Source organism: Isoptericola sp. NPDC055063 (genome assembly GCF_053608125.1).
Genome location: NZ_JBSGUW010000012.1, coordinates 37192 through 61145, shown reverse-complemented (window position 1 = coordinate 61145; position 23954 = coordinate 37192). Strand labels below are relative to the sequence as shown.

The window sequence follows — 23954 nt, the reverse complement described above, 5'->3', positions numbered from 1 at the left end:
GTTCCCGTGAGGTAACCGGGGGCTGACGGCGGCGACACGGCGGCTTCCTACCGTCGGGTCATGAGCAGCGAGCCCCCCACCCCAGGCCGTTCCGAGCGGCGGCACGTCGTCGTCGTCGGCGGTGGCATGGTCGCGCAGCGGTTCGTCGAGGCCCTGAGGGCCCGCGACACGGGCGGCGCGTGGCGCGTCACCGTGTTCGCCGAGGAGCCCCGCACGCCCTACGACCGCGTCGGCCTCACCCGCTACTTCGAGGTGCGCGACGCCGAGGAGCTCGCCCTCGGCGACCCGGCGCTGTGGGACGACCCGCTCGTCGACCTGCACCGCGACTGCGCGGTCACGTCGGTCGACCGCGCCGCGCGGACCGTCACCGACCGCCTCGGCCGCGTGCACGCCTACGACGAGCTGGTGCTCGCCACGGGGTCCAGCGCCGCGATGCCGCCCATCGACGGCAACGACCTGCCCGGCGTCTTCGTGTACCGCACCATCGACGACGTCGCGGCGCTGCGCGGGTGGGTGGAGGCCAAGCGGGAGGCCGGCCGCATCGAGACGCGGGGCGGCGTGGTGGAGCGCCCGGTGCGCGGCGCCGTCGTCGGCGGCGGGCTGCTGGGCCTCGAGGCCGCGGGCGCGCTGAAGGCGCTCGGCGCGCAGGCCACGGTGATCCAGTTCGGCACGCATCTCATGGACGTGCAGGTCGACCTGGGCGGCGGGCACGCGCTGAAGCGGCTCATCAACGACAAGGGCATCGCGGTCCGCACCGACACGGCGACGAAGGCGATCCGGCCGCACCGCCGCACCGGGCACGTGGGCCGCATGGACTTCGCCGACGGCGGGCGGCTCGACGTCGACGTCGTCGTGATGGCCACGGGCGTGCGCCCCCGCGACGAGCTGGCTCGCGCGGCCGGGCTCGAGATCGGCGCGCGCGGCGGCGCCGTCGTCGACCTCACCTGCCGCACCGCCGACGACCACGTCTGGGCGATCGGCGAGGTCGCGTGCATCGAGGGGCGCTGCCTCGGCCTGGTCGCGCCCGGCAACACGATGGCGGAGGTCGTGGTCGACCGGCTGCTCGGCGGCGGGGCCACGTTCCCCGGCGCGGACACGGCGACCAAGCTCAAGCTCTCGGGCGTCGACGTGGCGAGCTTCGGCGACGCGCACGGGCGCACCGAGAAGTCCGTCGAGATCGTCTGGGCCGACCCGCTGCGGGGCGTCTACAGCAAGCTCGTCATGGCCGACGACGCGCGCACCCTGCTGGGAGGCGTCTTCGTCGGCGACGCCGGGCCGTACGCGTCGCTGCGTCCCATGCTCGGCGCGGAACTGCCGGGCGACCCGTCCGCGTTCCTGCTGCCCGAGGGGTCGGGCGGTGCGCCCACCCTCGAGCTGCCCGACGACGCGAACGTCTGCTCCTGCAACAACGTCTCGGCGGGCACGATCCGGGGTGCGGTCACGGAGCACGAGTGCACCGACGTCGCGGGCGTCAAGGCGTGCACGCGGGCCGGCACCACGTGCGGGGCGTGCGTGCCGCTGGTCACCAAGCTGACGAAGACGGAGCTCGCCAGGGCCGGCGTCGAGGTCAGCAACGCGCTGTGCGAGCACTTCGACCTGTCCCGCGCGCAGCTCTTCGACGCCGTGCGCGTGGCCGACCTGCACACGTTCAGCGAGATCATCGCCCGGTTCGGCCGGGTGCCCGACGGCGCGAGCGACGCCGGCCGGGGCTGCGACATCTGCAAGCCGACCGTGGCGTCGATCCTGGCCAGCCTCGGCAACGGGCACATCCTCGCGGGCGAGCAGGCCACGCTGCAGGACACCAACGACCACATGCTCGCCAACCTGCAGAAGGACGGCACGTACTCGGTCGTCCCGCGCATGCCGGGCGGCGAGGTGACGCCGGAGGGGCTGATCGTCGTCGGGCAGGTCGCGAAGGACTTCGGCCTCTACACGAAGATCACCGGCGGCCAGCGGATCGACATGTTCGGTGCCCGCGTCGAGCAGCTCCCGGAGATCTGGCGGCGGCTCGTGGACGCCGGCTTCGAGTCCGGGCACGCGTACGGCAAGTCGCTGCGCACCGTGAAGTCGTGCGTCGGGTCCACGTGGTGCCGGTACGGGGTGCAGGACTCCGTGGGCATGGCCGTCGAGCTCGAGCTGCGCTACCGCGGCCTGCGCTCGCCGCACAAGCTCAAGCTCGGCGTCTCCGGCTGTGCCCGCGAGTGCGCCGAGGCGCGCGGCAAGGACGTCGGGGTCATCGCCACCGACCAGGGTTGGAACGTCTACGTGGGCGGCAACGGCGGCCAGACGCCGAAGCACGCGCAGCTCCTCGCGGAGAACCTGTCGTCGGCCGAGCTGCTCCGCACGATCGACCGCTTCCTCATGCTGTACATCCGCACCGCCGACCGGCTGCAGCGCACCGCGCCCTGGGTCGAGGAGTACGAGGGCGGGCTCGAGGCGATCCGCCAGGTCGTGATCGAGGACTCCCTCGGCATCGGCGCGGACCTCGACGCCGCGATGGCGCGGCACGTCGAGGGGTACGAGGACGAGTGGCGAGCCGTGCTGGAGGACCCCGAGAAGCTCGCCCGCTTCGGCTCCTTCGTCAACGCCCCGACGACGCCGGACCCGGCGCTCGCGTACGTGCCCGAGCGCGGCCAGAAGCGCCCCGCCACCCCCGACGAGGTCGCGGCGGGCGTCGTCGACCCCGACCTCGCGGGCCCCGTCCTCGTCGCCGGCCCCACCCTGGAGGTGCGCGCATGACCGCCCTTGTCCCTTCGGCCTCGCGCCCCGCGACGTCCCTCGTCGACGGGCCCGGCTGGACGGCCGTCTGCCCGCTGGACGCCCTCGCCCCCGAGCGCGGCGCCGCCGCCCTGGTGACCGGCTCCGACGGGGAGGAGCTGCAGGTGGCGCTGTTCCGGCTGCTCGACGGCACCGTCTGCGCCGTGCAGCAGCTCGACCCGTACTCGGGGGCGCACGTCATGTCGCGGGGCATCGTCGGCACGCGCGGCGGCACGCCCACCGTCGCGTCGCCGGTCTACAAGCAGGTCTTCGAGCTGCACACCGGCCGCTGCCTCGACGCGGCGGGCAAGGAGCCGAGGGCCGGGTCGGCGGCCGACCTCGCGTCGTACCCGGTGGTCGTCACCGGCGGCGTCGTGCACGTGGGGATCGGATGACGACGGCCCGCCCCGCGACGGGGAGCGTCGTCCTCGTCGGTGCCGGCCCGGGCGCGGCCGACCTGCTCACCTACCGCGCCTGGCGCGCGCTGACCACGGCCGACGTCGTGGTCACCGACCGCCTGGTGCCCCGGGAGCTGCTCGACGACCTCGACCCGGCCGTCGAGGTCGTCGACGTCGGCAAGACGCCGGGCCGGCACACGTTGCCGCAGGAGGAGATCGACGCGCTGATCGTCGCCCGTGCGCTCGCCGGGCAGCGCGTGGTGCGGCTCAAGGGCGGCGACCCGTTCGTCTTCGGCCGCGGCGGCGAGGAGGTCGCGGCCTGCCGCGCCGCGGGGGTGCCGGTCGAGGTGGTGCCCGGGGTGTCGTCCGCGCTCGCCGCGCCCGCGCTGGCCGGGGTGCCGCTCACGCACCGCGGCACGACGACGGCGTTCCACGTGGTCACGGGGCACACGGTCACGGGGCACACCCGCGACGGCGCGGCGAGCGGCGACGTGCTCGACGACGTGTCGGTCGCCTGCGTGACGTCCCGCGCCGCGACGCTCGTCGTGCTCATGGGGGTGGCGGCGCTGCCCGCCATCGTCGCCCGGCTGCTGGACGCGGGCGCCGCGCCGACCACGCCCGTCGCTATCGTGGAGCGAGGTTCGCTGCCCGACCAGCGTGTCACGCGCGTCGCCCTCGACCTGGCCGCCAAGCGCGCCGAGGAGGTCGGGGTCTGCGCCCCGGCCGTGGTCGTGATCGGCGACGTGGCGGACGAGCAGCTGCTGGAGGTCGCGGGTGACGCAGGAGGAGCCGCAGGGCGGGCCGGTGGCTGACGCCGCGAGGCGGACGGCCCGGCCCGCGCTGGGCCAGGTGATGGCCGGCTGCACGGTGCTCGTCACGGCCGACCGCCGGTCGGGGGAGCTGGCCGCCGCGCTGGAGCGGCGGGGCGCCGCCGTCCGGCACGCGCCGGCGCTGAGCATGATCCCGCACGTGGACGACGACGCGCTGATCGCCGCGACGCGCGCCCTCGTCGCCGACCCGCCGGACGTCGTCGTCGCGACCACCGGCGTCGGCTTCCGCGCCTGGATCGAGGCCGCCGACGCCCACGGCCTGGCCGACGACCTGCTCGCCGTCCTCGGCCGCTCGCGCCTGGTCGCGCGCGGCCCGAAGGCGCGGGGCGCGATCCAGGCGGCGGGGCTGCAGGCCGACTGGGTCGCCGAGTCCGAGACGTCGGCCGAGGTCGCCGAGGTGCTGCTGAGCGAGGGCGTGAACGGCCTGCACGTCGCGATCCAGCACCACGGCGCGGGCGCCGACGGGCTGGACGCCGTCTTCGAGAAGGCGGGAGCGCGGGTTTCCGCGCTGGTGGTCTACCGCTGGGGGCCGCCGCCCGACCCGGCCGCCGTCGAGGCCTCCGTGCGCGCGGCCGCGGCGGGCGAGATCGACGCCGTCGCGTTCACCTCCGCTCCCGGCGCCGAGGCGTGGCTGCGCGCCGTCGAGGCGCAGGGCCTGCGCGACGAGGTCGTGGCGCGCTTCGCGGACGGGTCGATGGTCGCCGCCGCCGTCGGGCCCGTCACCGCGCGGCCGCTGGAGTCGCGCGGCATCCCGATGCTCCAGCCCGAGCGAGGCCGGCTCGGCGCCCTCGTGCGCACGGTCGTGGGGCACTACGAGCACCTGGAGTCCGTGGCGCTGGCCACCGTCGCCGGGCCGCTCGTCATCCGCGCCCGCGTCGCCGTCCTGGACCAGCAGGTGCTGCCCCTGTCGCCGACGGGCGTCGAGGTGCTGCGGCTGCTCGCGTCCGCGGGCGGGGACGTCGTGCCGCGCGAGCGCGTGCTGGACGTGCTGCCCGGCACGTCGCGCGACCCGCACGCCGTCGAGGTGGCCGTCGCCCGGCTGCGCGAGGCCGCCGGACGACGCGACCTGGTGAAGACCGTCGTCAAGCGCGGCTACCGGCTGGAGCTCGCGCACGCCTGACCGGCCGCCCGGTGGCTCAGTGGTGGCTGTGCCTACCAAGGGCCGTCACGGGGGTCGCCCCGGGCCGGGTCCACTGTGCCGTGGGGCGGCTCGTCGGGCCCCACGTCGCGCGCCCGTCGGCGTCGGTGCGCCAGTACCAGCAGATCGGGGCGCCGTGACCGCCCTCCGGGGAGCCGGCGTCGGGTGCCGGGGGCCAGCCCTCCGGGTCGTCCTGCCACGCCTCGCGCCGGCCGTAGGGCGTCATGTCGAGCACGCCCAGCGTGCCGTCGGCGGGCTCGTTGCCGCGGCCGGTCGTGGAGTAGGTGAGGAAGGCGCGGTCGCCGTCGCGCAGGAAGACCGAGATGTGGCCCTCCTCCGTGCGCACCGCGTCCTCCACACCCCGCACCGAGAACCACGGCTGGGGGTACCCCATGAACTCGACGTAGGGAGCCACCTCCTCCCAGGGCCCCGAGGTCAGGGCGGCGAGGGAGACGCCGCGGGCGTTGAGGTAGGCCGCGTCGCGCAGGTGCCACAGGTTGAACGTGCAGCCCTCGCACTGCCCCTGCGACGGGGCGCCGTCGTGCCACATGGAGTGGTAGACGACCAGCTCGTCGCGGCCGGCGAAGACGTCGAGGAACGGGACGGGGCCGCCTGCTCCGACCACCTCAGCCGTCGCGTCGACCTCCACCATGGGGAGCCGGCGGCGGGCCGCGGCGATCGCGTCGCCCTCCCGGGTGTGGGCCTTCTCGCGGACGAGGAGCTCGTCGCGCGCGGCCTGCCAGGTGGCGAGGTCGACGACGGGCGGCCGGCCGGTGCGTGCGGGGTTCGGGTGTTCGGTCGTGGACGTCATGGGTCCTCCTCGGGGGTCACCGGGACAGACCAGACGCCGCGCGAGAACTCATCGCGGACGTCGTCCTGGGACGACGGGTAGTTCTGCCCGTGGTGCATCACGGACGGCGCGGCTTACTCTCGTGCGGGGCGACGGAGGGTGAGAACCGGTGCCTGACCTGCGAGGGGACGGGACGTGATCGTGCACCAGGAGGAGGCGAGAGCGTGAGGCCGGCGGACTGGTCGCCGGTGGGTCTGGACTCCGACCCCACGCCCGGGGACCCGGTACTCGTCCTTTCCGGTGGGCAGGACTACCTCGAGGTCGCCGGCTCGATCGACGACGCCGCCGGGGCGATGTCCCGCCTGGACGTCGCCGGGACGATCTCTCAGGCCGTGGACGCGTTGATGGAGACGAAGGAAGACACCATCAGCGAGATCCGCCGCGCCCATTCGCGGTATCAGGCTACGGGTGAGGCGTTGGTGGACACGGGCACCGTCACCCTCGACCGGATCGACATCGAACACCGCGACCCCGCCGACGCGGTCACCGTCTACAACTTCCACGTCGCCACGCACCACAACTACTACGTCCTCGCCGGCGACCTGCCCGTCCTGGTCCACAACGCGAAGCACTCCGTGCCCCTCCGTCCGCATGAGTCCGCGGGCGGTCACGCGATCGAGCGTCACGTAGCGAGTCTGACGATTATCTGAGGTCGCGCAACATCCCTTTGGCGTCGACGTTCAGGAATCTCGATTGCGCGCAGCGAGCTACTGCCGAGAACATACGCGGCAATGCCAGGCGCATTGAGAAGTAGATCTCGGGTACCGATATAAAGCTCGAGATCAGATCGACAATGAGCCCGGCCGATGGGCGAGTCTTCGTCAGGTGCCAGGGTAAAATCGTCACCCCCCAGGAAGTCGCCACATTTCTGCGCCGCGACCCATCGAGTCCCGAGGGATATCGCATCATCACTTCGTACCCCACGATCATGGAGCTCTAGATGCAAAGGTTACGCTACTTGGCGCGGACGTACTTCCATCAGGATTACGACGTCGAAGCACCCACCCCCCTCGGAGTAGTGGAAGTGTTCCGGTCGGACGAGGCAGCAGCAACTGTCCAGGAGCTTCGATCGGACATCGAGGCGGCACTCTCTGCCAACTCCGACGAGGACGCGCTCGAAGACCTTTGGCTCAGGCAGTGCGGTTCCATGTACGACCCGACGGTCGACGGAGTGAGCTTCCGCGACTGGTTCACCTCGATGCTGTCCGTGCTCCGCTGACCCGAGACCTCAGTGAGATCGGGGCGTGACGAGAGGAGAATGCGGTATGACGGCTCCGCACGACGAGCGCCCCAGCAGCCTGCTCGACACGCACGAGATCGCGCTCCTGTCCCGCGCCCTGTACGAGTGGGGCGGCCCCGCGCACGCCAGCGACCTCCTCGCGCGAGGGATGGGGTTCGCCGACGCCCACACCCTGGTGCAGCGGTGCGCCGCGCTGGGCACGGACCTGAAGCAGGACACGCCCCTCGAGGCAGCGGACTGGGCGCGGGTCCTCCTGGCCGTGGAGATCGTCTTCGCCAGCGACCTCGTCGGCTCCGGGACGGACTGGCGCACCACGACCGGCATGGACGACGTGGAGACGATCCGGCTCCTGCGCACGATCCAGCGCAAGCTCGGCCCGGTCGTCCGGCCCTACTACGGCGCGACGCCAGGGAGGCCGTCCTGACCGGGGTCTTTCACCCCGGGTAGACGTCCACCTCCGCCGCCTTGACGGACAGCCACACAGGCGTGCCCGGCGTGAGCGCGAGCTCGGCGGCGGCCTGCGGCGTGACGTCGGCGGCGAGGTGGTCGGTGCGCACGCGCACGAGGTCGCCGCGTGGCTCCAGCGAGGTCACCGTGCCGCGGAAGGTGTTGCGCGGCGAGCCGTGCCGCTCGTCGAGGTAGACGGAGACGGCGGCGGGGCGGAAGACGGCGGTCATGGGCGCGCCGACGGAGGCGTCCGGGGCGCCGTGGCCGTGCGCCACCTCCCCGGCGGGCGTGCGGACGCCGTCGCCGGTCCACGTCCCGGTGAGCAGGTTGAGCCCCGCGATGCGCGCCGCGAACGCGCTGCGCGGGCGGGCCAGCACCTGGGCCGTCGGGCCGCGCTCGACGACGCGTCCGCCCTCGACGACCGCGACCTCGTCGGCCAGGAGCAGGGCGTCGAGGACGTCGTGGGTCGTGATGATCGCGGTCTGGTCGGCGAGGAGCCGCTGGAGCGTCTGGCGCAGTGCGGGCGTGACGTCGACGTCGAGGGCGGCCATGGGCTCGTCGAGCAGCAGCAGCCGGGGCTCGGCGGCGAGCGCGCGGGCAACGGCCACCCGCTGCGCCTGCCCGCCGGACAGGGTCGCGGGCGGGCGGTCGGCGAGGTGCGCGAGGCCGATCTGCTCCAGCCGGCGCACGGCGGCGTCATCCGCCTCCCGGCGCCGGGCGCCCTGGGAGCGCGGGCCGAACGCGACGTTCTGCCGCACGGACAGGTGCGGGAAGAGCAGGGCCTCCTGCGCCAGCAGCGCGACCTGCCGGGCGTGCGAGGGCACCCAGGTGCGGGTACGGCCGGCCTCCGCGCGGACCAGGGGCCGGCCGTCGAGGGTGATCTCGCCGTTGTGCGGGCGCAGCGTCCCGGCCGCCAGTCCGAGCGCGGTGGACTTCCCGGCGCCGTTCGGGCCGAGCAGCGCGAGGGTGCGACCCTCGGCGACGTCGAGCTCGACGTCGAACCCGCGGGCGGGCAGCGTGGCGGCGAAGGAGAGGCTCACAGGGCGCCCCGGTCCCGCCGGGTGACCGCGATGACGAGCACGGCGACCACGACGAGCAGCAGGGACAGCGCGACCGCCGCGTCGGGGTCGGTCTCGCGCTGCAGGTAGATCTCCAGCGGCAGGGTGCGCGTGACTCCCTGGAGGCTGCCGGCGAACGTGATCGTGGCGCCGAACTCGCCGAGGGCGCGGGCGAACGACAGCACGGCCCCCGACACCAGCCCCGGCCACACGAGCGGCAGGGTGACGCGGCGCAGCACCGTGGTGGGCCGGGCGCCTAGCGACGCCGCGACCACCTCGTACCGCGCCCCCGCGGTGCGCAGGGCACCCTCCAAGCTCATGACGAGGAACGGCAGCGCGACGAACGTCTGCGCGAGGACCACCGCGGTCGTGGAGAACGCGATCTGCAGGCCCGCCACCTGCAGGGTCTCGCCGAGCAGCCCGCGTCGGCCGAACGTGTACAGCAGGGCGATGCCGCCCACGACGGGCGGCAGCACCAGCGGCACCATCACCAGGGAGCGCAGCAGGTCGTTCCCGGGAAAGCGGCAGCGGGCGAGCACCAGCGCCATCGGGATGCCGAGGACCAGGCACGCCAGCGTGCTGGCGGCCGACGTCTGCAGGCTCAGCACCAGCGCCGCGCGCGCCGACTCGCTGGAGACCAGCGTCCAGTAGCTCGACCAGTCGACCCGCGTGGCCATCGCGACCAGCGGCAGCACCACGAACAGCCCGCCCACGGCGGCGGGCACGAAGGCCCACCGTGGCGGGCCGACGGAGGTCTCGGCGGCGGGGGTCTGGGCGGTGCGGGTCGTGGTCATCGGTCGCGTCACGGGGCGGCGAAGCCGTACCCGGCAAGGGTCTGCTGCCCGTCGTCGGAGAGCACGAGGTCGACGAACTGCCGCGCGAGCTCCTCATGGTCCGTGTCGGTGACGGGGGCGATCGGGTAGGTGTTCACCGCGCCGGCCGACTCGGGGAGCTCGACCCCCTCGACGTCGTCGCCCGCGGCGGCGACGTCGGTGACGTACACGAGCCCGGCGTCCGCCTCGCCCGCGATCACCTTGCCGAGCACGTCGGTGACGCTCTGCTCCTCGCTGACGGGCTGCAGGTCGAGGCCGGCGGCGTCGGCGACCCGGGCGGACGCGGCGCCGCACGGCACCTCGGGGGCGCACAGCACGAGCTTCACGTCCGGGTCTGCGAGGTCGGCGAGAGTCGCGACGCCGGCCGGGTTGCCCGGCGGCACGGCGATCTCGAGGGAGTTGGTGGCGAAGTCCTGCGGCGCGCCCACCAGGTCGTCGGCGACGAGCTTGTCCATGTTCGCCGTGTCCGCGGAGGCGAAGACGTCGGCCGGCGCGCCCTGCTGGATCTGCGCTACCAGGTCGGACGACCCGGCGAAGCTGAGCCGCACGTCCACACCGTCGTGCGTCGCCTCGAACTGCTCGGCGAGGTCCTCGAACGAGCCCTGGAGCGATGCCGCCGCGAACACGGTGAGCGTCGCGCCGTCGCCGCCCTCGCCCCCCGACGCCGACGTGCCGCAGCCCGCGAGCGCGGTCGCCGCCGCGCCGACCGACAGGGTCGCCACCCCGGCGGCGAGATGCTTCCTCATACGTCTCCTTCGTCCTCGGCGGTTCACGCCTCGGCCTCGATCACGACCGTCGTCGACTTGATCACCGCCACCGCCACGGAGCCGCGTTCCAGGCCCAGGTCGCGCACGGCCTCGCTGCTCATGAGCGACACCACGCGGAACGGCCCGCACTGGAGCTCCACCTGAGACATAACCTTGTCGCTTTGGATGTCCGTGACGAGCCCGACGAAGCGGTTGCGCGCCGAGCTCTTCATCCCGCCCGGGAGCGCCGGGGGCGTGGCGTGCTCGCGCGCGACCATCGCGACCTCGTACCCGTCCACGACCTTGCGCCCCGCCGCGTCCGTGGTGGACCCGAGCAGGCCGCGGTCGATCCAGCGGCGCACGGTGTCGTCGCTGACGCCGAGGTACACGGACGCTTCCGAAACTCGCATGTGCGGCACGAGACAGAGCATAGTCGCGCATCTGCGGATCGATAAGGTCGCGGATGCGATGTCTTCGATCGCGAGGCAGAGGTGCGCTCAGCCGAGCTCGACAGGGTCGGGGCCGAGCTCCTGCACGACCGTGGTGCGCCGGCCGAGGGCGAATGCGGTGGTGGCGCCGACGAGCGCGACGACCGCTGCTGTCAGGTACACCCCGCTGAGCCCCACGGCGAATGCCTCGCGGACCGCGTGGGTGATCGCGGTGACCTGGTCGGGCGGGATCTGGGCGACCGCCCCGTCGAGGCCGCCGCTGCTGACCGCCGCGCCGAGCGCCGGGGCCTGGGGCACCTGCTGGTCCAGGAGGCTTGCGCTGAGGCGGGCCTGGAGAACCGCGCCGAACAGCGCGATGCCGAGGGCGAACCCGAGCTGGCGGAAGGTGTTCATCGCCCCGCTCGCCATGCCGGCGCGGTCGTGCGGCACCGCGGCCATCGCGGCGTCCGCGACGGGGACGATGGCGAGCCCGGCCCCGGTACCCACCACGACAAGTCCTGTGGTCAGGGCCGATGCCGCCGAGTCCGCCTTCATGCAGAGCGCGAGCGTGACGGCGCCGCCGGCGACGACGAGGAGCCCGGTGCCGATGGTGATCCGAGGCGGCACCCGGTGCAGCAGGCGGCCCGAGAATCCAGCGACCACGAGCGCCGGAACGGCGAGGGGGAGGAACGCGACCCCGGTGTCGACGGGTCCGAGGCCCTCGACGGTCTGCAGCCAGACGGAGGTCGACGGGAGGGTGGAGAACGCGGCGGCCTGGAGCGTGAGGGTGGCGACCATGGCCGCAACGAAGGGCGGGCGGCGGAACAGGGCGAGGTCGAGGACCGGCTGTGCCACTCGCGACTCGATGACGACGAACAGGATCGTGGCGGCTGCCGCGGCCGCAAGAGCAAGAAGGATTCGAGGGCTCGTCCAGCCGTCCTGCTGCCCGCGGATGATGGCGAGGACCAGCGCGCCCGCGGCGATCGTGAATGTGGCCGTGCCGGCGAGGTCGAGCTTTCGTCGTCCGTCACCGGCGGCGGAGGGCAGCGCGCGAAGGCTGACCAGGATCGCGAGGATGCCGACCGGAACGTTGATCGCAAAGATCCACGGCCATCCCGCGACTTCGGTGAGCACGCCGCCGAGGAGCAGTCCGAGCGCGGTCGTCGCGCCACTGACGGCGCCCCACACCCCGAACGCGATGCCGCGCTGGCGGCCGTGGTAGGTGACCGAGAGCAGGGCGAGCGTCGTGGCGAGCATGGCTGCGCCGCCCACCCCTTGCAGGGCACGAGCGGCGATGAGCACCTGCACGTCGGGCGCGAGCGCGCAGAGGACCGAGGCGCCCATGAAGATCGCCAGGCCGGCGACGTAGACCCGGCGCCGCCCGGTCCGGTCGGCGAGCGCCCCGGCGCCGAGCAGGGACGTGGCGAGCATCAACGCGTAGGCGTCCATCAGCCATTGCAGGTCGGTGAACGAGGCGCCGAGGTCGTCGTGCATGTCGGGCAGCGCGACGGTCACGATCGTCGCGTCGAGCAGCAGCAAGAACGTACCGAGACAGATGGCGAGCAGGGCGGACCAGGAACGCACGGGGACTCCTTCGAAGCGACAGGACAACGCTTCGATGCTCGTCAGGGCGGCGAATCTGCAACAGGGTGCGCCGACGAAGTGGTGGATCTCGACGTAGATTCGATCCTCGTGACGGAATCTCTCGCACTCGACGTGCTGGATCGCCGCATCGTGCATGCGCTCCAGATCGATGCCCGCGCGAGCTTCGAGCGGATCGGGGCGGTCCTCGGAGTGTCCGACCAGACCGTCGCGCGCCGGTACCGCCGGCTCGTGGACCACGGCGCCGTACGGATCAGTGCGGTACCCGTGACCGCCGACGGAACGGCACAGGGCTGGTTCGTCAGACTTCGGTGCGCGCCGCCGCAGACACGCACGATCGCCCAGGAGCTGGGCGCCAGGGACGACACGAGATGGGTGATGTTGACCTCGGGCGGCACCGAGGTCGTCTTCCTGCTCCACGTCGAGGGTCACCGCACGGCACCGTCCGTGCGCGACGCCGTGCTCGCCGCGTTGCACACGACGCCGGGCATCCTGGCGATCGAGGCGTACTCCCCGTTGCGGTTCTTCGTGGGCCACCAGGTGGCCTGGCAGGCGCGCATCAGCGCGCTCACGGCGGCCGAGATCAGTGAGCTCGCCGGCGCTGGTTCCGTGTCCGCCGGGGCACACGGCGGCCGGCGCGCCGACGATGTCGACCGGGCGATCATCGGTGTCCTCGCCGATGACGGGCGCGCGACCGTCGCGCGGGTCGCCGGCGCCGTCGGCGTCTCCGAGTCCAACGCACGCCGGCGCCTGGACCGGCTTCGGGCGTGCTCGCTCGTCTACTTCGACGTCGTCGTCGACGAACGGGTTCTCGGATACGAGGAGCTGGTGCTCATCTGGATGCAGGTTCCGCTCGATCAGCTCGACGAGCTCGGCCGCCGGGTCGCCACCCACGCTCCCGTCGCCATGGCCACGGCGCTGTCCGGGAACTACGACCTGCTCGTCGCTGCTGCCTGTCGCGATCGTGACGAGCTGTACGACTACCTCACCGGAGACCTCGCCCGGACCATAGGCTCCGCACCCTTCCGCACCTCCCCGGTCCTCGAGCTGGTGAAGCGGGGCTGACGCCGTCGGCGACGCGAGCGCCCTCGAGGATGTCCGCGCCGAGAACATAGGCTGACGCTCGTGCATGACGACGTGACGCACGGCCGCAGATCGGTGGCCGACCACGCGGCCGCGGTGGCCGCGCTGGCAGGACCGTCCCTGACGGCCGCGCGCGGGGCGGCGCGGGTGGACGTCGCGACGCTGCTCGCGCAGACGGCGGCGGGCGCGGCGCTGGCGCCGCGGGTGCTGGCCCGCGATGCGGTGGCCGCGGTCGCGCTGCCCGGCTTCGACAACTCCCAGATGGACGGGTACGCGGTCCGCGCGGCCGACCTCGCCGCGGCGACGGCGCGGGACCCGGTCGTGCTGCCGGTCGCTGCCCCCGTGCCCGCGGGCACGCAGCCGCCGCCGCTCGAGCCGGGCAGCGCGGCGCCGGTGATGACCGGCGCGCCGGTGCCGGCCGGCGCCGACGCCGTCGTCAAGATCGAGGACGCCGACCCACCGCGCTTCCCGGACCCGCGGAGCGCCGCCTCGGTGCAGTTCGCCGCCCCCGTCGCGCCCGGCACGTTCGTGCGCGCCGCGGGCTCCGACGTCGCGCGGGGTGACCTGCTCCTCGCGGCCGGGACCCCGCTGGGCCCGCCGCAGCTCGGCGCGCTCGTGGCCGCCGGCGTCACCGCCGTCGACGTCGCGCCGCCGCCGCACGTGCTGCTCGTCTCCACCGGCTCGGAGCTGGCGCCCGCGGGCGCGGCTCTCGGCCCCGCCCAGGTGCACGACGCCAACGGCGCCGCCCTCACCGCCGCGCTCGCGCAGGCCGGCGCCCGCGTCACGACCCGCGTCGTGCCGGACCGCCCCGACGCGCTGCGCCAGGTGCTCGCCGACGCCCCGCACGACGTCGCGCTCGTCGTGACGACCGGGGGCGTGTCGGCCGGGGCGTACGAGGTGGTGCGCCAGACCCTCACCGACGCCTGGTTCGGGCACGTGGCCGTGCAGCCCGGCGGCCCGCAGGGCCTCGGCACCGTCGACGTCGGCGCGGGGGCGGTCGCGCGGCGGGTGCCGCTCGTCGCGTTCCCCGGCAACCCGGTGAGCGCGTTCGTGTCGTTCGAGCTGTTCCTGCGCCCGTCGCTGGCCGCCGCCACGGGCGCCGCGCCCGCGCGTCGTCCGGCCGGGCGCGCCCCGCTGGCCGAGCCGCTCGACTCGCCGCCGGCGCTGCACCAGGTGCGGCGGGGCGTGCTCGACGGCGGCCGCGTACGGATGAGCGGCGGCCCCGGCTCGCACCTGCTCACCCATCTCGCCGCCGCGACGATCCTCGTGCACGTGCCGCCCGGCGTCGCGCGCCTCGAGGCCGGCGACCTCGTCGACTACCAGGAGCTCCGTTGACCGACAACGCCGATCTGTCCCACTACCGCGCCGACGGCGCCGCGCACATGGTCGACGTGTCGGCCAAGGACGTGACCCGCCGCGAGGCGACCGCCACGGCCGTGCTGCGCACCCGGCCCGACGTCGTCGCGCGCATCGCGACCGGCGACCTGCCCAAGGGGGAGGCGATCGCCACCGCACGCGTCGCGGGGATCATGGGCGCCAAGCGCACGCCCGACCTCGTGCCGCTGTGCCACCCGCTGCCGATCTCCGGCGTCGAGATCGACGTGGTGCCCGCCGCGGGCGGTTCGGGCGAGGTCCGGATGTCGGCGACGGTGCGCACCACCGGCCGCACGGGCGTCGAGATGGAGGCGCTCACCGCCGTGACCGTCGCCGGGCTGACGCTCTACGACATGATCAAGGCCGTCGACAAGGCGGCCGTGCTCACGGACGTGCAGGTCGTGGCGAAGTCGGGCGGCAAGTCGGGCGACTGGACGCGCGCGGCGGCGTCGGACGGGCAGGCGGACGCATGAGCGCCGCGGGGGCGGCGCCGGAGCGCCGCGTCGCCGTCGTCGTCGCGTCGGACCGCGCGGCGGCGGGGGAGTACGAGGACCGCTCCGGCCCGGCGGCCGCGGCATGGTTCGCGGAGCGTGGCTGGGTGGTCGCCGAGCCCGTCGTGGTGCCCGACGGCGACCCGGTGCGCGAGGCGATCGCCGCACTGCTCGGGTCGACGTCGGGCGCGGCGCGCGAGGAGGTGCCGCACCTGATCGTCACCAGCGGCGGCACGGGCCTCGGGCCGCGCGACCGCACGCCGGAGGCCACGCGCGCCGTCCTGGACCGCGAGGTGCCGGGGATCGCGGAGCTGGTACGCGCCCGTTCGCTCGCCCCCACCGACCCCGCGAAGCGGGCCGTACCGGCGGCGGCCCTGTCCCGCGGCGTCGCGGGCGTCGCCGGTCGCACGCTCGTGATCAACCTGCCCGGCTCCGTCGGGGGCGTGACCGACGGCCTCGACGCGCTCGCCGAGGTGCTGCCACACGCCGTCGACCAGCTCGCCGGCGTCGACCACACCGCCCCCGCGCCGGCCCCGCCCGCGGAAGCGAGGGCCGAGGTGCTGCGCGCCGTCGTCGTCGACTCGCCGCTGGACCCGCTGGTCGCCGAGCTGAGCGCGCTGGTGCGCGACGACGCGTGCGGGGCCGTGGCCACGTTCACCGGCTACGTGCGCGACCACGACGGCGCGCCCGGTCATTCGCGCGACGTCGTGCACCTGCACTACGAGGCCCACCCGGACGCGGCCGCCGTGCTGCGGGCGGTCGCGGAACGGGTCGCGCGCCGCACGGCCGCGTCGACGGGGGACCGGGTGCGCGTCGCCGTCGTGCACCGCACCGGCGACCTGACGATCGGGGACGTCGCGGTCGTGGCGGCCGTCGCCGCCGGGCACCGGCAGGCCGCGTTCACCGCGGCGTCGGACCTGGTCGAGGAGCTCAAGGCCGAGGTGCCGATCTGGAAGGAGCAGGGCTTCTCCGACGGCACGTCCGAGTGGGTGGCCTCGCTGGGCTGACGGCGTCCCCGGCCGGCGGACCCTGGGCGTCACCTGCTGTTCACCTGCGGGTCGGTGTCACGACCCGCAGCCGCCATCGGTGGTCCCTACGTTCGGGCAGGTCACCCCCTGTCCTGACACCGCACACCCTCAGGAGTGCCACCGATGACGATCGCCCCCGAGTCGCGCCCGCTGCTGGAGCTCGCGGCCCCGCCCACCGGCCCCCACGACGGCCCCCACTACGCGCGCGGCAAGCGCAGCGCCGTCACCTGCCGGCTGAAGTGCGCGGACGCGTGCTCGCACCCGGCCCCCAACGAGTCCGCCAACGAGTACTTCCGCGACGTCGCCGCCCGGGCGCTGTCGCGCCGCGTCATGCTGGGCGGCCTGGCCGCCGCGGCCGCCACCGTCGTCGTCGGCGCCCAGGTGGCCGCCGCGCCCGGCGCCTCCGCCGCGACGTCGGCCGGTGCCGCCGGGCGCGGCCATGGCAAGGGGCTCGCCTTCGGCGCGATCGCCCCGCAGGACGCGGGCCTCGACGCCTTCGTCGTCCCCGAGGGCTACGAGTGGTCGCCCATCATCCGCTGGGGCGACCCGATCCTGCCGGGCGGCCGCGCGTTCGACCCGGCGCGCCAGTCGCCGGAGCAGCAGGCCAGGCAGTTCGGCTACAACGTCGACTACCTCGACATCCTCCCCGCCGACCCGGGCGACGTCCGCCCGCAGGGGAGGACGAAGCGGGGCACGCACGGCCTGCTCGTGAGCAACCACGAGTACACCAACGCCGGGATCATGTTCGACGACTCGTACGACGCCGCCACGCGACGCGCGATCGAGCGCGCCGCCTGGGGGCTGTCGGTCGTCGAGGTGCGCCGCGACCGCGAGGGCTCGCCGTGGACGTACTCGCGGATCAGCCGCTACAACCGCCGCATCACCGTGGACACGGAGTTCCGCGTGGACGGCCCGGCGGCCGGGTCGTACCTCATGCAGACGATCGAGGACCCGAGCGGCACCCGCGTGCGCGGCACGCTCAACAACTGCTCGGGCGGCACCACGCCGTGGGGCACGGTCGTCTCCGGCGAGGAGAACTACAACGCCAACTTCCGCGTCAACGGCAAGGACCCGCGGGACGCGCGATACGGACTCAAGGACGCCGCGACCAGCTACGGCTGGGAGCTCGACGACCCGCGCTTCGACGGCCGGAACCCGGGCTACGAGTACGAGAGCCACCGCTTCGGCTGGATCGTCGAGGTGGACCCGTACGAGCCCGACGAGGCGCCGGTCAAGCACACGGCCATGGGCCGCTTCAAGCACGAGGGCGCCAACGTCATCCTGTCGAAGCGCGGGCACGCCGTCGCGTACATGGGCGACGACGAGCGGTTCGACTACGTGTACAAGTACGTGTCGAAGAACCGCTTCCGCGAGGGCGCGAGCCGCGCGGCACGCCGCCACAACAAGACGCTGCTGTCCGAGGGCGACCTGTACGTGGCGCGGTTCACGGGCGACTCGCCGGCGGCCGAGATCGACGGCTCGGGCGCGGTGCCCTCCGACGGCGGTTTCGACGGCACGGGCGAGTGGATCCCGCTGGTGAAGGACGGTGCGTCCCGGGTGCCCGGGATGACCGTGGAGGAGGTGCTCGTCTTCACGCGCCTCGCGGCCGACGCCGTGGGCGCCACGAAGATGGACCGCCCGGAGGACGTGGAGCCCAACCCGCTCACCGGCCGCGTCTACGTCGCGTGCACCAACAACACCGACCGCGGCAAGGCCGGCAAGGAGGGCGCCACCGAGCCCAACCCGCGGAACACCAACCGCGACGGGCACGTCGTCGAGATCATCGAGGACCGCGGCGACCAGACCGCCACGACGTTCACCTGGAACCTGCTGCTGGTCGCGGGCGACCCGTCGGTGAACGGCTCGACGTACTTCTCGGGCTTCCCGGCCGACCAGGTCTCGCCGATCTCCTGCCCCGACAACCTCGCGTTCGACGCGGACGGCAACCTGTGGATCTCCACGGACGGCGCCCCGTCGACCATCCAGAAGTGCGACGGCCTGTTCAAGGTGACCCTCACGGGCAGCCGGCGCGGGCGGGTGGAGCAGTTCCTGTCGGTGCCGCGCGAGGCGGAGACCTGCGGACCGGTCGTGGACTCGCGCGACCAGATGGTCTACGTCAACGTGCAGCACCCGGGCGAGAACGGCAGCACGGACGACCAGCACTCGTTCTTCCCGGACTACCTCGCCGAGGGCGAGAAGGTGCCGGCCGGCGCCTGGCGCGGCCCGCGCCCGTCGACCATCCAGGTCTACAAGTCCGGCCGCGGCGAGCACCCGGGCCACGGGAACGGCAACGGGCACGGGCACGGCAAGGGCGACGGCTGGGACGGCCCGGGCCCCTTCCCCTGGCCCCGACAGCGCTGAGCCTCGCCAGCACCCCAGCATCTCCCTCCCGACGCCCGCGGGCGCCGACCGGCCCTGTCGCCCGACCCGGGCGGCAGGGCCGCCGTTGTGGTCGTTCCGGAGATGTCGGGCGATGCACGAGGGGCGGGGCGGGGGTGTCGTGTCGCGAGGCTGGTCGGGCCTGGCGGGAGCCGCGAGGAACGAGCGGCGGATGGCGCGCCTCGCGACACGACACCCCCGCCCCGCACCGGAAGCAACCACGAGAAAGAACCACAGCGAGCAGTTCGTAGACTGGGGAACCGTGACCACCCCCGAGGCGCCCGCCGGCGCCTACCTCGACCACGCCGCCACCACCCCCATGTCGCGGGCGGCGCTCGAGGCGTACGTGGCGGAGGCGGGGCACGCGGGCAACGCGAGCTCGCTGCACTCGGCGGGGCGCGGGGCGCGGCGGGCGGTGGAGGAGTCGCGCGAGTCGGTGGCGGCGTCGCTCGGCGCGCGACCCAGCGAGGTGATCTTCACCGCGGGCGGCACGGAGGCGGACAACCTCGCGATCAAGGGGATCTTCTGGGGCCGGCGCCGGCAGGACCCGCGCCGCACGCGGGTGCTGGTGTCCGCCGTCGAGCACCATGCGGTGCTGGACCCGGCGTTCTGGCTGGCGGGGCACGCGGGCGCGGAGATCGTGCTGCTGCCGGTGGACGGCGACGGCCGGCTCGACCTGGCGGCGCTGCGCGCGGAGCTGGCCGAGCACGCCGACGAGGTGGCCCTCGTCTCGGTGATGTGGGCCAACAACGAGGTGGGCACGCTGCAGCCGGTGCGCGACGTGGTGCGGCTGGCGCACCAGCACGGCGTGCCCGTGCACACGGACGCGGTGCAGGCGGTGGGGCAGGTCGAGGTCGACTTCGCGGCGTCGGGCGTGGACGCGCTCACGGTCACGGGCCACAAGCTGGGCGGCCCGCTGGGCGTGGGTGCCCTGCTCGCACGCCGGGACCTGCCGCTGGAGGCGGTGCTGCACGGCGGCGGCCAGGAGCGGGGCGTGCGCTCGGGCACGCTGGACGTGCCCGCGATCCGGTCGTTCGCCGTCGCGCTCGCGGAGGCGGTCGACGGATGGCGGGAGCGCGCGGCGCACCTGGCGGCGCTGCGCGACGCCCTCGTCGCGGGCGTGCGCGCCGCGGACCCCGAGGCGGTGCTGCGCGGGCCGGACCCGGCGTCCGAGCCCGCCGGGCGCCTGCCCGGTAACGCGCACTTCACGTTCCCCGGCGCCGAGGGCGACTCGCTGCTGTACCTGCTGGACTCGGCGGGCGTGCAGGCGTCGACGGGCTCGGCGTGCCAGGCGGGCGTGCCCCAGCCGTCGCACGTGCTGCTCGCGATGGGCGTGCCGGAGCTGGAGGCGCGCGGCGCGCTGCGCTTCACCCTCGGCGCGACGTCGTCCGACGACGACGTGGCGCGGCTCGTCGCCGCCCTGCCCCAGGTGGTGCAGCGGGCGCGCGCGGCCGGTCTGGTGTCGGGCGTGGCCCCGGCGCGGTCGGGGGGTGCGGCGTGAAGGTGCTGGCCGCGATGTCGGGTGGCGTGGACTCGGCCGTCGCCGCGGCGCTCGCCGTGGAGGCGGGGCACGACGTCGTGGGCGTGCACATGGCGCTGAGCCGCAACCGCGACCAGTTCCGCACGGGCTCGCGCGGCTGCTGCTCCATCGAGGACGCCGGCGACGCGCGCCGGGCCGCGGACGTGCTCGGCATCCCCTACTACGTCTGGGACCTCTCGGAGACGTTCGAGCAGACCGTCGTCGCGGACTTCCTGTCGGAGTACGAGGCGGGCCGCACGCCGAACCCGTGCGTGCGCTGCAACGAGCACATCAAGTTCGAGGCCCTGCTCGACAAGGCGACGGCGCTCGGCTTCGACGCCGTCGCGACGGGGCACTACGCGCAGGTCGTGACGCGCGAGGCCCCCGACGGCACCGTGACCCGCGAGCTGCACCGGTCCCCGAACGACGAGAAGGACCAGTCGTACGTGCTGGCCGTGATGGGCCGGGACCGGCTGGCGCGCTCGATGTTCCCCCTCGGCGAGTTCGCCTCCAAGGCCGAGGTGCGCGCGGAGGCGGAGCGGCGCGGCCTGTCGGTGAGCGCCAAGCCCGACTCCTACGACATCTGCTTCGTGGCCGACGGCGACACCCGCGGCTTCCTGCGCGAGCGCCTCGGCTCCCGGCCGGGCGACGTCGTGGACACCGCCGGGAACGTCGTCGGCGAGCACGACGGCGCGTACGCGTTCACGGTGGGCCAGCGCAAGGGCCTCGGCCTCGGGCGCCCCGCCGCCGACGGGCGCGCGCGGTACGTGGTGGACGTGCAGGCGTCGTCCAACACGATCGTCGTGGGCCCGGCCGAGCTGCTCAGCGTGGACCGGATCGAGGCCGGCGCGGCCGTGTGGCTCACGGCCCCCGACGAGCTCGCCGGGTCGGCATGGCTCGACGACGTCGAGGTGCAGGTCCGGGCGCACGGGGCGCCCGTGCCCGCGCGGGTGCGCGCGACGACCGACGCCGACGGCGCTGCGGGGATCGACGTCGAGCTCACCGGGCGTCCGCTGCGGGGCGTCGCCGCCGGGCAGTCGCTGGTCGTGTACCGCGGGACGCGCGTGCTCGGGCAGGGCACCGTCGCCCGCGCCTGGCGGGCCTGACGCGGTCTATCCCCGCGCGAGACGCTGCCGGTGCGCCTCGTAGAGCACGATCGACGCGGCGTTGGACGCGTTGAGGGAGCTCGCGGAGCCGGCCATCGGGATGGCGACCGTGACGTCGGCCGCCTCGCGCCAGCCCTTCGACAGGCCGACGGTCTCGTTGCCGACGGCCAGGAGCACCGGGCCGGTGAGGTCGACGTCGGCGGGCGCGGCGTCGCCGTCCTCGTCGGTCGCGACGACGGTGACAGGGGTGCCCGCGGCGCGCTGCGCGCCCACCCAGTCGAGGACCTCGTGGTGGGACGCCGCGCGCACCACGGGCAGGGCGAAGAGCGAGCCGGTGGACGCGCGCACCGACTTCGGGTCGTACGGGTCGGCCGCGTGCCCGGTCACGACGAGCCCGTCGGCGCCGAACGCGTCCGCGGACCGCACGACCGCGCCGACGTTGCCCGGCTGCGTGGGGCGGTCGAAGACCACGCCGAGGAACGACGGCCCCACGGGGACCCGGCCCAGGTCGTCGGCGGGCATGGCGACGACGGCGAGCAGCTCGGAGGCGCCGGCGTCCTTCTCGGAGAGCTCGGCGAGCAGCTCGGGCGACATCGCGATCGTCTCCGCGCCCGTGGCCTGGAGCATGTCCTTGGCCCACGACGAGAGCCGGCGGTCGGTCTCGTGCAGCAGGGTGCGCACCTGCCAGCCGTGCTCGACGGCCATGGTGATGGGCCGCACGCCCTGCACCAGGAACTCGCCGGCGCGGCCGCGCTTGGTGCGGTTGGTGAGCAACGTCTGGAGCTGCTGGAAACGGGCGTTGCGCACGGTGATCCGCATGGCGGCAAGTCTCCCACGGCGGTGCCCGGGCGATCACCGCCGCAGCTCGTGCTCCCACCACACCTGGTCGCGGGTGACCCAGTGCTCCACCTCGAGCCCGTCGGTCACGCGCACGAGGTGCATCTCCCGCACCGTGAAGCGCCGGTGCGACGGCGGCACCCCGAGGAAGAACCCGGCGTGCAGCGCGCTGAACGCGACGTGCAGGGCCACGAGCTCGCCCTCGCAGAGGGCGTGCAGCACCTCGACGCGCTGCTCGTCGAACGCGTCGTGGAACCACTGCATCGTGGCGACCAGGGCGTCGGGGCCGCCCGTGCAGCCCGGCAGCACGTCGTGGTTGCGGAAGCCGGGCGCGAGCTGGCGGCGCAGCACCGCCTCGGCGCCGGACGGCATGGCGTTCGCGTGCACGCGGGTGGCGACGGCGCGGGCGGCGGACGGCAGGTGGGCCGGGAGCGTCGCGGGCTGCGCGGTGACCGGGGCCGCGGGTGACGCGGGCGCCTGGTCGAGGATCACGGACATCGGGACTCCTTCGTCCGGCCGGTACGGTGCTCCCGGTGAGCGCCGTCGACGGCCGCTCCTATTCTTCGAGAGCAGCGAGCCGCCGCGACGTGACGCGGCGGAGGAGGTGACGTGGTGGTGAAACCTTCGACGACCCGCAGGACGACCCGGGGCGGGGACCGGTGACCGCCGTCTCCGGGCACGGCCCGTGGCCGGGCGGCGCGCGCGACGAGCTCGTCGCGCAGCAGACCGTCCTCGACGACCTGGCCTCCCTGCCGACCGGCGTCGAACCGCTGCCGTTCCTCACCCAGCTCACCGGGCGCGGCCCGGGCGCGGACCCGGTGGGCCGCACGGCCGCGATGCTCGCGGAGATGCCGGTGGAGCTCGGCCCGCACGGCTGGAAGCTCGCCGACCACCCGGGCGCCGACCTGCGCCGCGCCGACGCGCTGCTGCGCGAGGACCTGTCCGCGCTCGCCGTCGCCGCCGTCGGGCACGACGGACCCCTCGCCGTCGAGCTGGTGGGCCCGTGGACCCTCGCCGCGGAGCTCTGGTCGGCGCGCGGCGACCGCGTGCTCGCCGACGTCGGGGCGCGGCGCGACCTGTCCCTCGCCCTGGCGGAGGCGGTGCGCACCCACCTCGCCGGTGTGCGCGCCCAGGTGCCGGGGGCGACGCCGGTCGTGCAGCTCACCGAGCCGCTGCTCGGCCAGGTGCACGCGGGGGTGCTGCCGAGCTTCTCGGGCTACTCGCGGCTGCGCGCGGTGCCCGGACCCGACGTCGTGGAGGGCCTGCGGCCGGTGATCGAGGCGGCGCACGACGCCGGGGCGCGGGTCGTCGTGCACCTCGGCGGCACGTGGGTGGGGGTGCCGCCCGCCGCGCTCGCCGGGGCGGACGCCGTCGGGCTGGCCCTCGGGGATCTCGGCGGCGCGGGGGACGCCCCGGGCTGGAACGAGCGCGCCTGGGAGCTGCTCGCCCGCGCCACCGAGCGCGGGGTCGGGCTGTGGGCGGGGCTCCCGCCCGCCACGGTCTCGCAGTGCTCCGGGCCGCAGCTCGGCGAGCTGGTGCGCCTGGTGGCCGAGCCGTGGCGGCGCGTGGGGCTGCCGGCGACGGGCCTCGCGGACGTCACGCTGCTCGCCGCGCCCCGTCGTCGGCTCGAGGGCGCCGACACCCATCGCGCCGAGCTGGCGAACCTCGGCCGGGTGGCGGAGGCGCTCGCGGAGCGCGCCGCGGGATGAGCCCGCCGCGCTCCCGAAACTGCGTAGGCTGAACCACGGCGTCGGGCCCACGGGTGCGGTGCCCCGCGACCTGCCCCCGACCTGCCCCCGACCTGCGAAGG

Annotated in this window: 23 protein-coding genes and 1 pseudogene; 16 read left to right on the top strand and 8 right to left on the bottom strand. The window is 74.7% G+C overall.

Annotated features, from left to right (window positions below; genetic code table 11):
• The first annotated feature begins 60 nt into the window (after positions 1 to 60).
• The 4 genes from nirB to ACWF41_RS15330 are packed head-to-tail and all read left to right on the top strand — an operon-like array spanning position 61 to position 5105.
• Positions 61 to 2739, top strand: a complete 2679-nt coding sequence (nirB, locus tag ACWF41_RS15345; RefSeq protein WP_380321410.1) for a nitrite reductase large subunit NirB — start codon at positions 61 to 63, stop codon at positions 2737 to 2739.
• A complete protein-coding gene (nirD, locus tag ACWF41_RS15340; protein WP_380321407.1) occupies positions 2736 to 3152 on the top strand; it encodes a nitrite reductase small subunit NirD in 417 nt (138 codons plus the stop codon). Before nirB ends, nirD begins: the two co-directional genes overlap by 4 nt.
• A complete protein-coding gene (gene cobA / locus ACWF41_RS15335) occupies positions 3149 to 3967 on the top strand; it encodes a uroporphyrinogen-III C-methyltransferase (RefSeq protein ID WP_380321404.1) in 819 nt (272 codons plus the stop codon). Before nirD ends, cobA begins: the two co-directional genes overlap by 4 nt.
• Positions 3968 to 4007: 40 nt before the next feature.
• A complete protein-coding gene (locus tag ACWF41_RS15330; RefSeq protein WP_380321425.1) occupies positions 4008 to 5105 on the top strand; it encodes a uroporphyrinogen-III synthase in 1098 nt (365 codons plus the stop codon).
• Positions 5106 to 5121: 16 nt separating this feature from the next.
• Here ACWF41_RS15330 and ACWF41_RS15325 read toward each other — a convergent pair whose 3' ends face one another.
• Positions 5122 to 5934, bottom strand: coding sequence for a DUF899 family protein (locus ACWF41_RS15325; protein ID WP_380321401.1), 813 nt, complete (start codon positions 5932 to 5934; stop codon positions 5122 to 5124).
• Positions 5935 to 6137: 203 nt separating this feature from the next.
• Here ACWF41_RS15325 and ACWF41_RS15320 point away from each other — a divergent pair, with 203 nt between their 5' ends.
• The 3 genes from ACWF41_RS15320 (at position 6138) to ACWF41_RS15310 (ending at position 7637) form a co-directional block, all read left to right on the top strand.
• The gene (locus ACWF41_RS15320; protein ID WP_380321398.1) at positions 6138 to 6623 is read left to right on the top strand and encodes a hypothetical protein; all 486 of its coding nucleotides are present in this window, start codon (positions 6138 to 6140) and stop codon (positions 6621 to 6623) included.
• A gap of 308 nt (positions 6624 to 6931) precedes the next feature.
• Positions 6932 to 7192 (top strand): contact-dependent growth inhibition system immunity protein, encoded by a 261-nt coding sequence (locus ACWF41_RS15315; RefSeq protein ID WP_380321395.1) that lies wholly within the window; start codon positions 6932 to 6934, stop codon positions 7190 to 7192.
• Positions 7193 to 7238: 46 nt separating this feature from the next.
• Positions 7239 to 7637, top strand: a complete 399-nt coding sequence (locus ACWF41_RS15310; RefSeq protein WP_380321392.1) for a hypothetical protein — start codon at positions 7239 to 7241, stop codon at positions 7635 to 7637.
• Between the two features lie 10 nt (positions 7638 to 7647).
• On the opposite strand, the gene ACWF41_RS15305 is transcribed toward ACWF41_RS15310, so the two are convergent.
• From ACWF41_RS15305 to ACWF41_RS15285, 5 genes are all read right to left on the bottom strand, one after another.
• Positions 7648 to 8700 carry a sulfate/molybdate ABC transporter ATP-binding protein gene (locus tag ACWF41_RS15305; RefSeq protein WP_380321389.1) on the bottom strand — a complete coding sequence of 351 codons (1053 nt, stop codon included), beginning with the start codon at positions 8698 to 8700 and terminating at the stop codon, positions 7648 to 7650.
• Positions 8697 to 9512, bottom strand: a complete 816-nt coding sequence (locus ACWF41_RS15300; RefSeq protein WP_380321386.1) for an ABC transporter permease — start codon at positions 9510 to 9512, stop codon at positions 8697 to 8699. Before ACWF41_RS15300 ends, ACWF41_RS15305 begins: the two co-directional genes overlap by 4 nt.
• Positions 9513 to 9520: 8 nt before the next feature.
• Positions 9521 to 10297 (bottom strand): molybdate ABC transporter substrate-binding protein, encoded by a 777-nt coding sequence (gene modA, locus ACWF41_RS15295; RefSeq protein WP_380321383.1) that lies wholly within the window; start codon positions 10295 to 10297, stop codon positions 9521 to 9523.
• A gap of 23 nt (positions 10298 to 10320) precedes the next feature.
• Positions 10321 to 10716, bottom strand: a complete 396-nt coding sequence (locus ACWF41_RS15290; protein WP_380321380.1) for a TOBE domain-containing protein — start codon at positions 10714 to 10716, stop codon at positions 10321 to 10323.
• 78 nt (positions 10717 to 10794) lie between these two features.
• On the bottom strand, positions 10795 to 12465 hold the full coding sequence (locus ACWF41_RS15285; protein WP_380346865.1) for an MFS transporter: 1671 nt from the start codon (positions 12463 to 12465) through the stop codon (positions 10795 to 10797).
• On the opposite strand from ACWF41_RS15285, the pseudogene ACWF41_RS15280 reads away from it, so the two are divergent.
• The 8 genes and pseudogenes from ACWF41_RS15280 to mnmA all read left to right on the top strand — a co-directional run.
• A pseudogene (locus ACWF41_RS15280) lies at positions 12418 to 12516 on the top strand (AsnC family protein); the annotation flags it as partial. The gene ACWF41_RS15285 and the pseudogene ACWF41_RS15280 overlap by 48 nt on opposite strands.
• A gap of 189 nt (positions 12517 to 12705) precedes the next feature.
• Positions 12706 to 13392 carry an Lrp/AsnC family transcriptional regulator gene (locus ACWF41_RS15275; protein ID WP_380346867.1) on the top strand — a complete coding sequence of 229 codons (687 nt, stop codon included), beginning with the start codon at positions 12706 to 12708 and terminating at the stop codon, positions 13390 to 13392.
• Positions 13393 to 13452: 60 nt separating this feature from the next.
• Positions 13453 to 14745, top strand: coding sequence for a molybdopterin molybdotransferase MoeA (locus ACWF41_RS15270; RefSeq protein WP_380321371.1), 1293 nt, complete (start codon positions 13453 to 13455; stop codon positions 14743 to 14745).
• Positions 14742 to 15257, top strand: coding sequence for a cyclic pyranopterin monophosphate synthase MoaC (moaC, locus tag ACWF41_RS15265; protein ID WP_380321368.1), 516 nt, complete (start codon positions 14742 to 14744; stop codon positions 15255 to 15257). Before ACWF41_RS15270 ends, moaC begins: the two co-directional genes overlap by 4 nt.
• Entirely contained in the window at positions 15254 to 16282 is a 1029-nt protein-coding gene (locus ACWF41_RS15260; protein WP_380321365.1) for a molybdenum cofactor biosynthesis protein MoaE, read from the top strand. Before moaC ends, ACWF41_RS15260 begins: the two co-directional genes overlap by 4 nt.
• Before the next feature lie 144 nt (positions 16283 to 16426).
• Positions 16427 to 18664: a PhoX family protein gene (locus ACWF41_RS15255; protein ID WP_380321362.1), complete on the top strand. Its 2238-nt coding sequence runs from the start codon at positions 16427 to 16429 to the stop codon at positions 18662 to 18664.
• Positions 18665 to 18944: 280 nt separating this feature from the next.
• Positions 18945 to 20183: a cysteine desulfurase family protein gene (locus ACWF41_RS15250; protein WP_380325565.1), complete on the top strand. Its 1239-nt coding sequence runs from the start codon at positions 18945 to 18947 to the stop codon at positions 20181 to 20183.
• Positions 20180 to 21307 carry a tRNA 2-thiouridine(34) synthase MnmA gene (gene mnmA / locus ACWF41_RS15245; RefSeq protein WP_380325568.1) on the top strand — a complete coding sequence of 376 codons (1128 nt, stop codon included), beginning with the start codon at positions 20180 to 20182 and terminating at the stop codon, positions 21305 to 21307. The genes ACWF41_RS15250 and mnmA overlap by 4 nt, the downstream gene beginning before the upstream one ends.
• Before the next feature lie 6 nt (positions 21308 to 21313).
• Here the strand turns inward: mnmA and ACWF41_RS15240 are convergent, their stop codons facing one another.
• Positions 21314 to 22126 carry a TrmH family RNA methyltransferase gene (locus ACWF41_RS15240; RefSeq protein WP_380325571.1) on the bottom strand — a complete coding sequence of 271 codons (813 nt, stop codon included), beginning with the start codon at positions 22124 to 22126 and terminating at the stop codon, positions 21314 to 21316.
• Positions 22127 to 22159: 33 nt separating this feature from the next.
• Positions 22160 to 22642, bottom strand: coding sequence for an ester cyclase (locus tag ACWF41_RS15235; protein ID WP_380325574.1), 483 nt, complete (start codon positions 22640 to 22642; stop codon positions 22160 to 22162).
• Positions 22643 to 22803: 161 nt separating this feature from the next.
• On the opposite strand from ACWF41_RS15235, the gene ACWF41_RS15230 reads away from it, so the two are divergent.
• Positions 22804 to 23853, top strand: coding sequence for a uroporphyrinogen decarboxylase/cobalamine-independent methonine synthase family protein (locus tag ACWF41_RS15230; protein WP_380325577.1), 1050 nt, complete (start codon positions 22804 to 22806; stop codon positions 23851 to 23853).
• Positions 23854 to 23954: the final 101 nt, after the last annotated feature.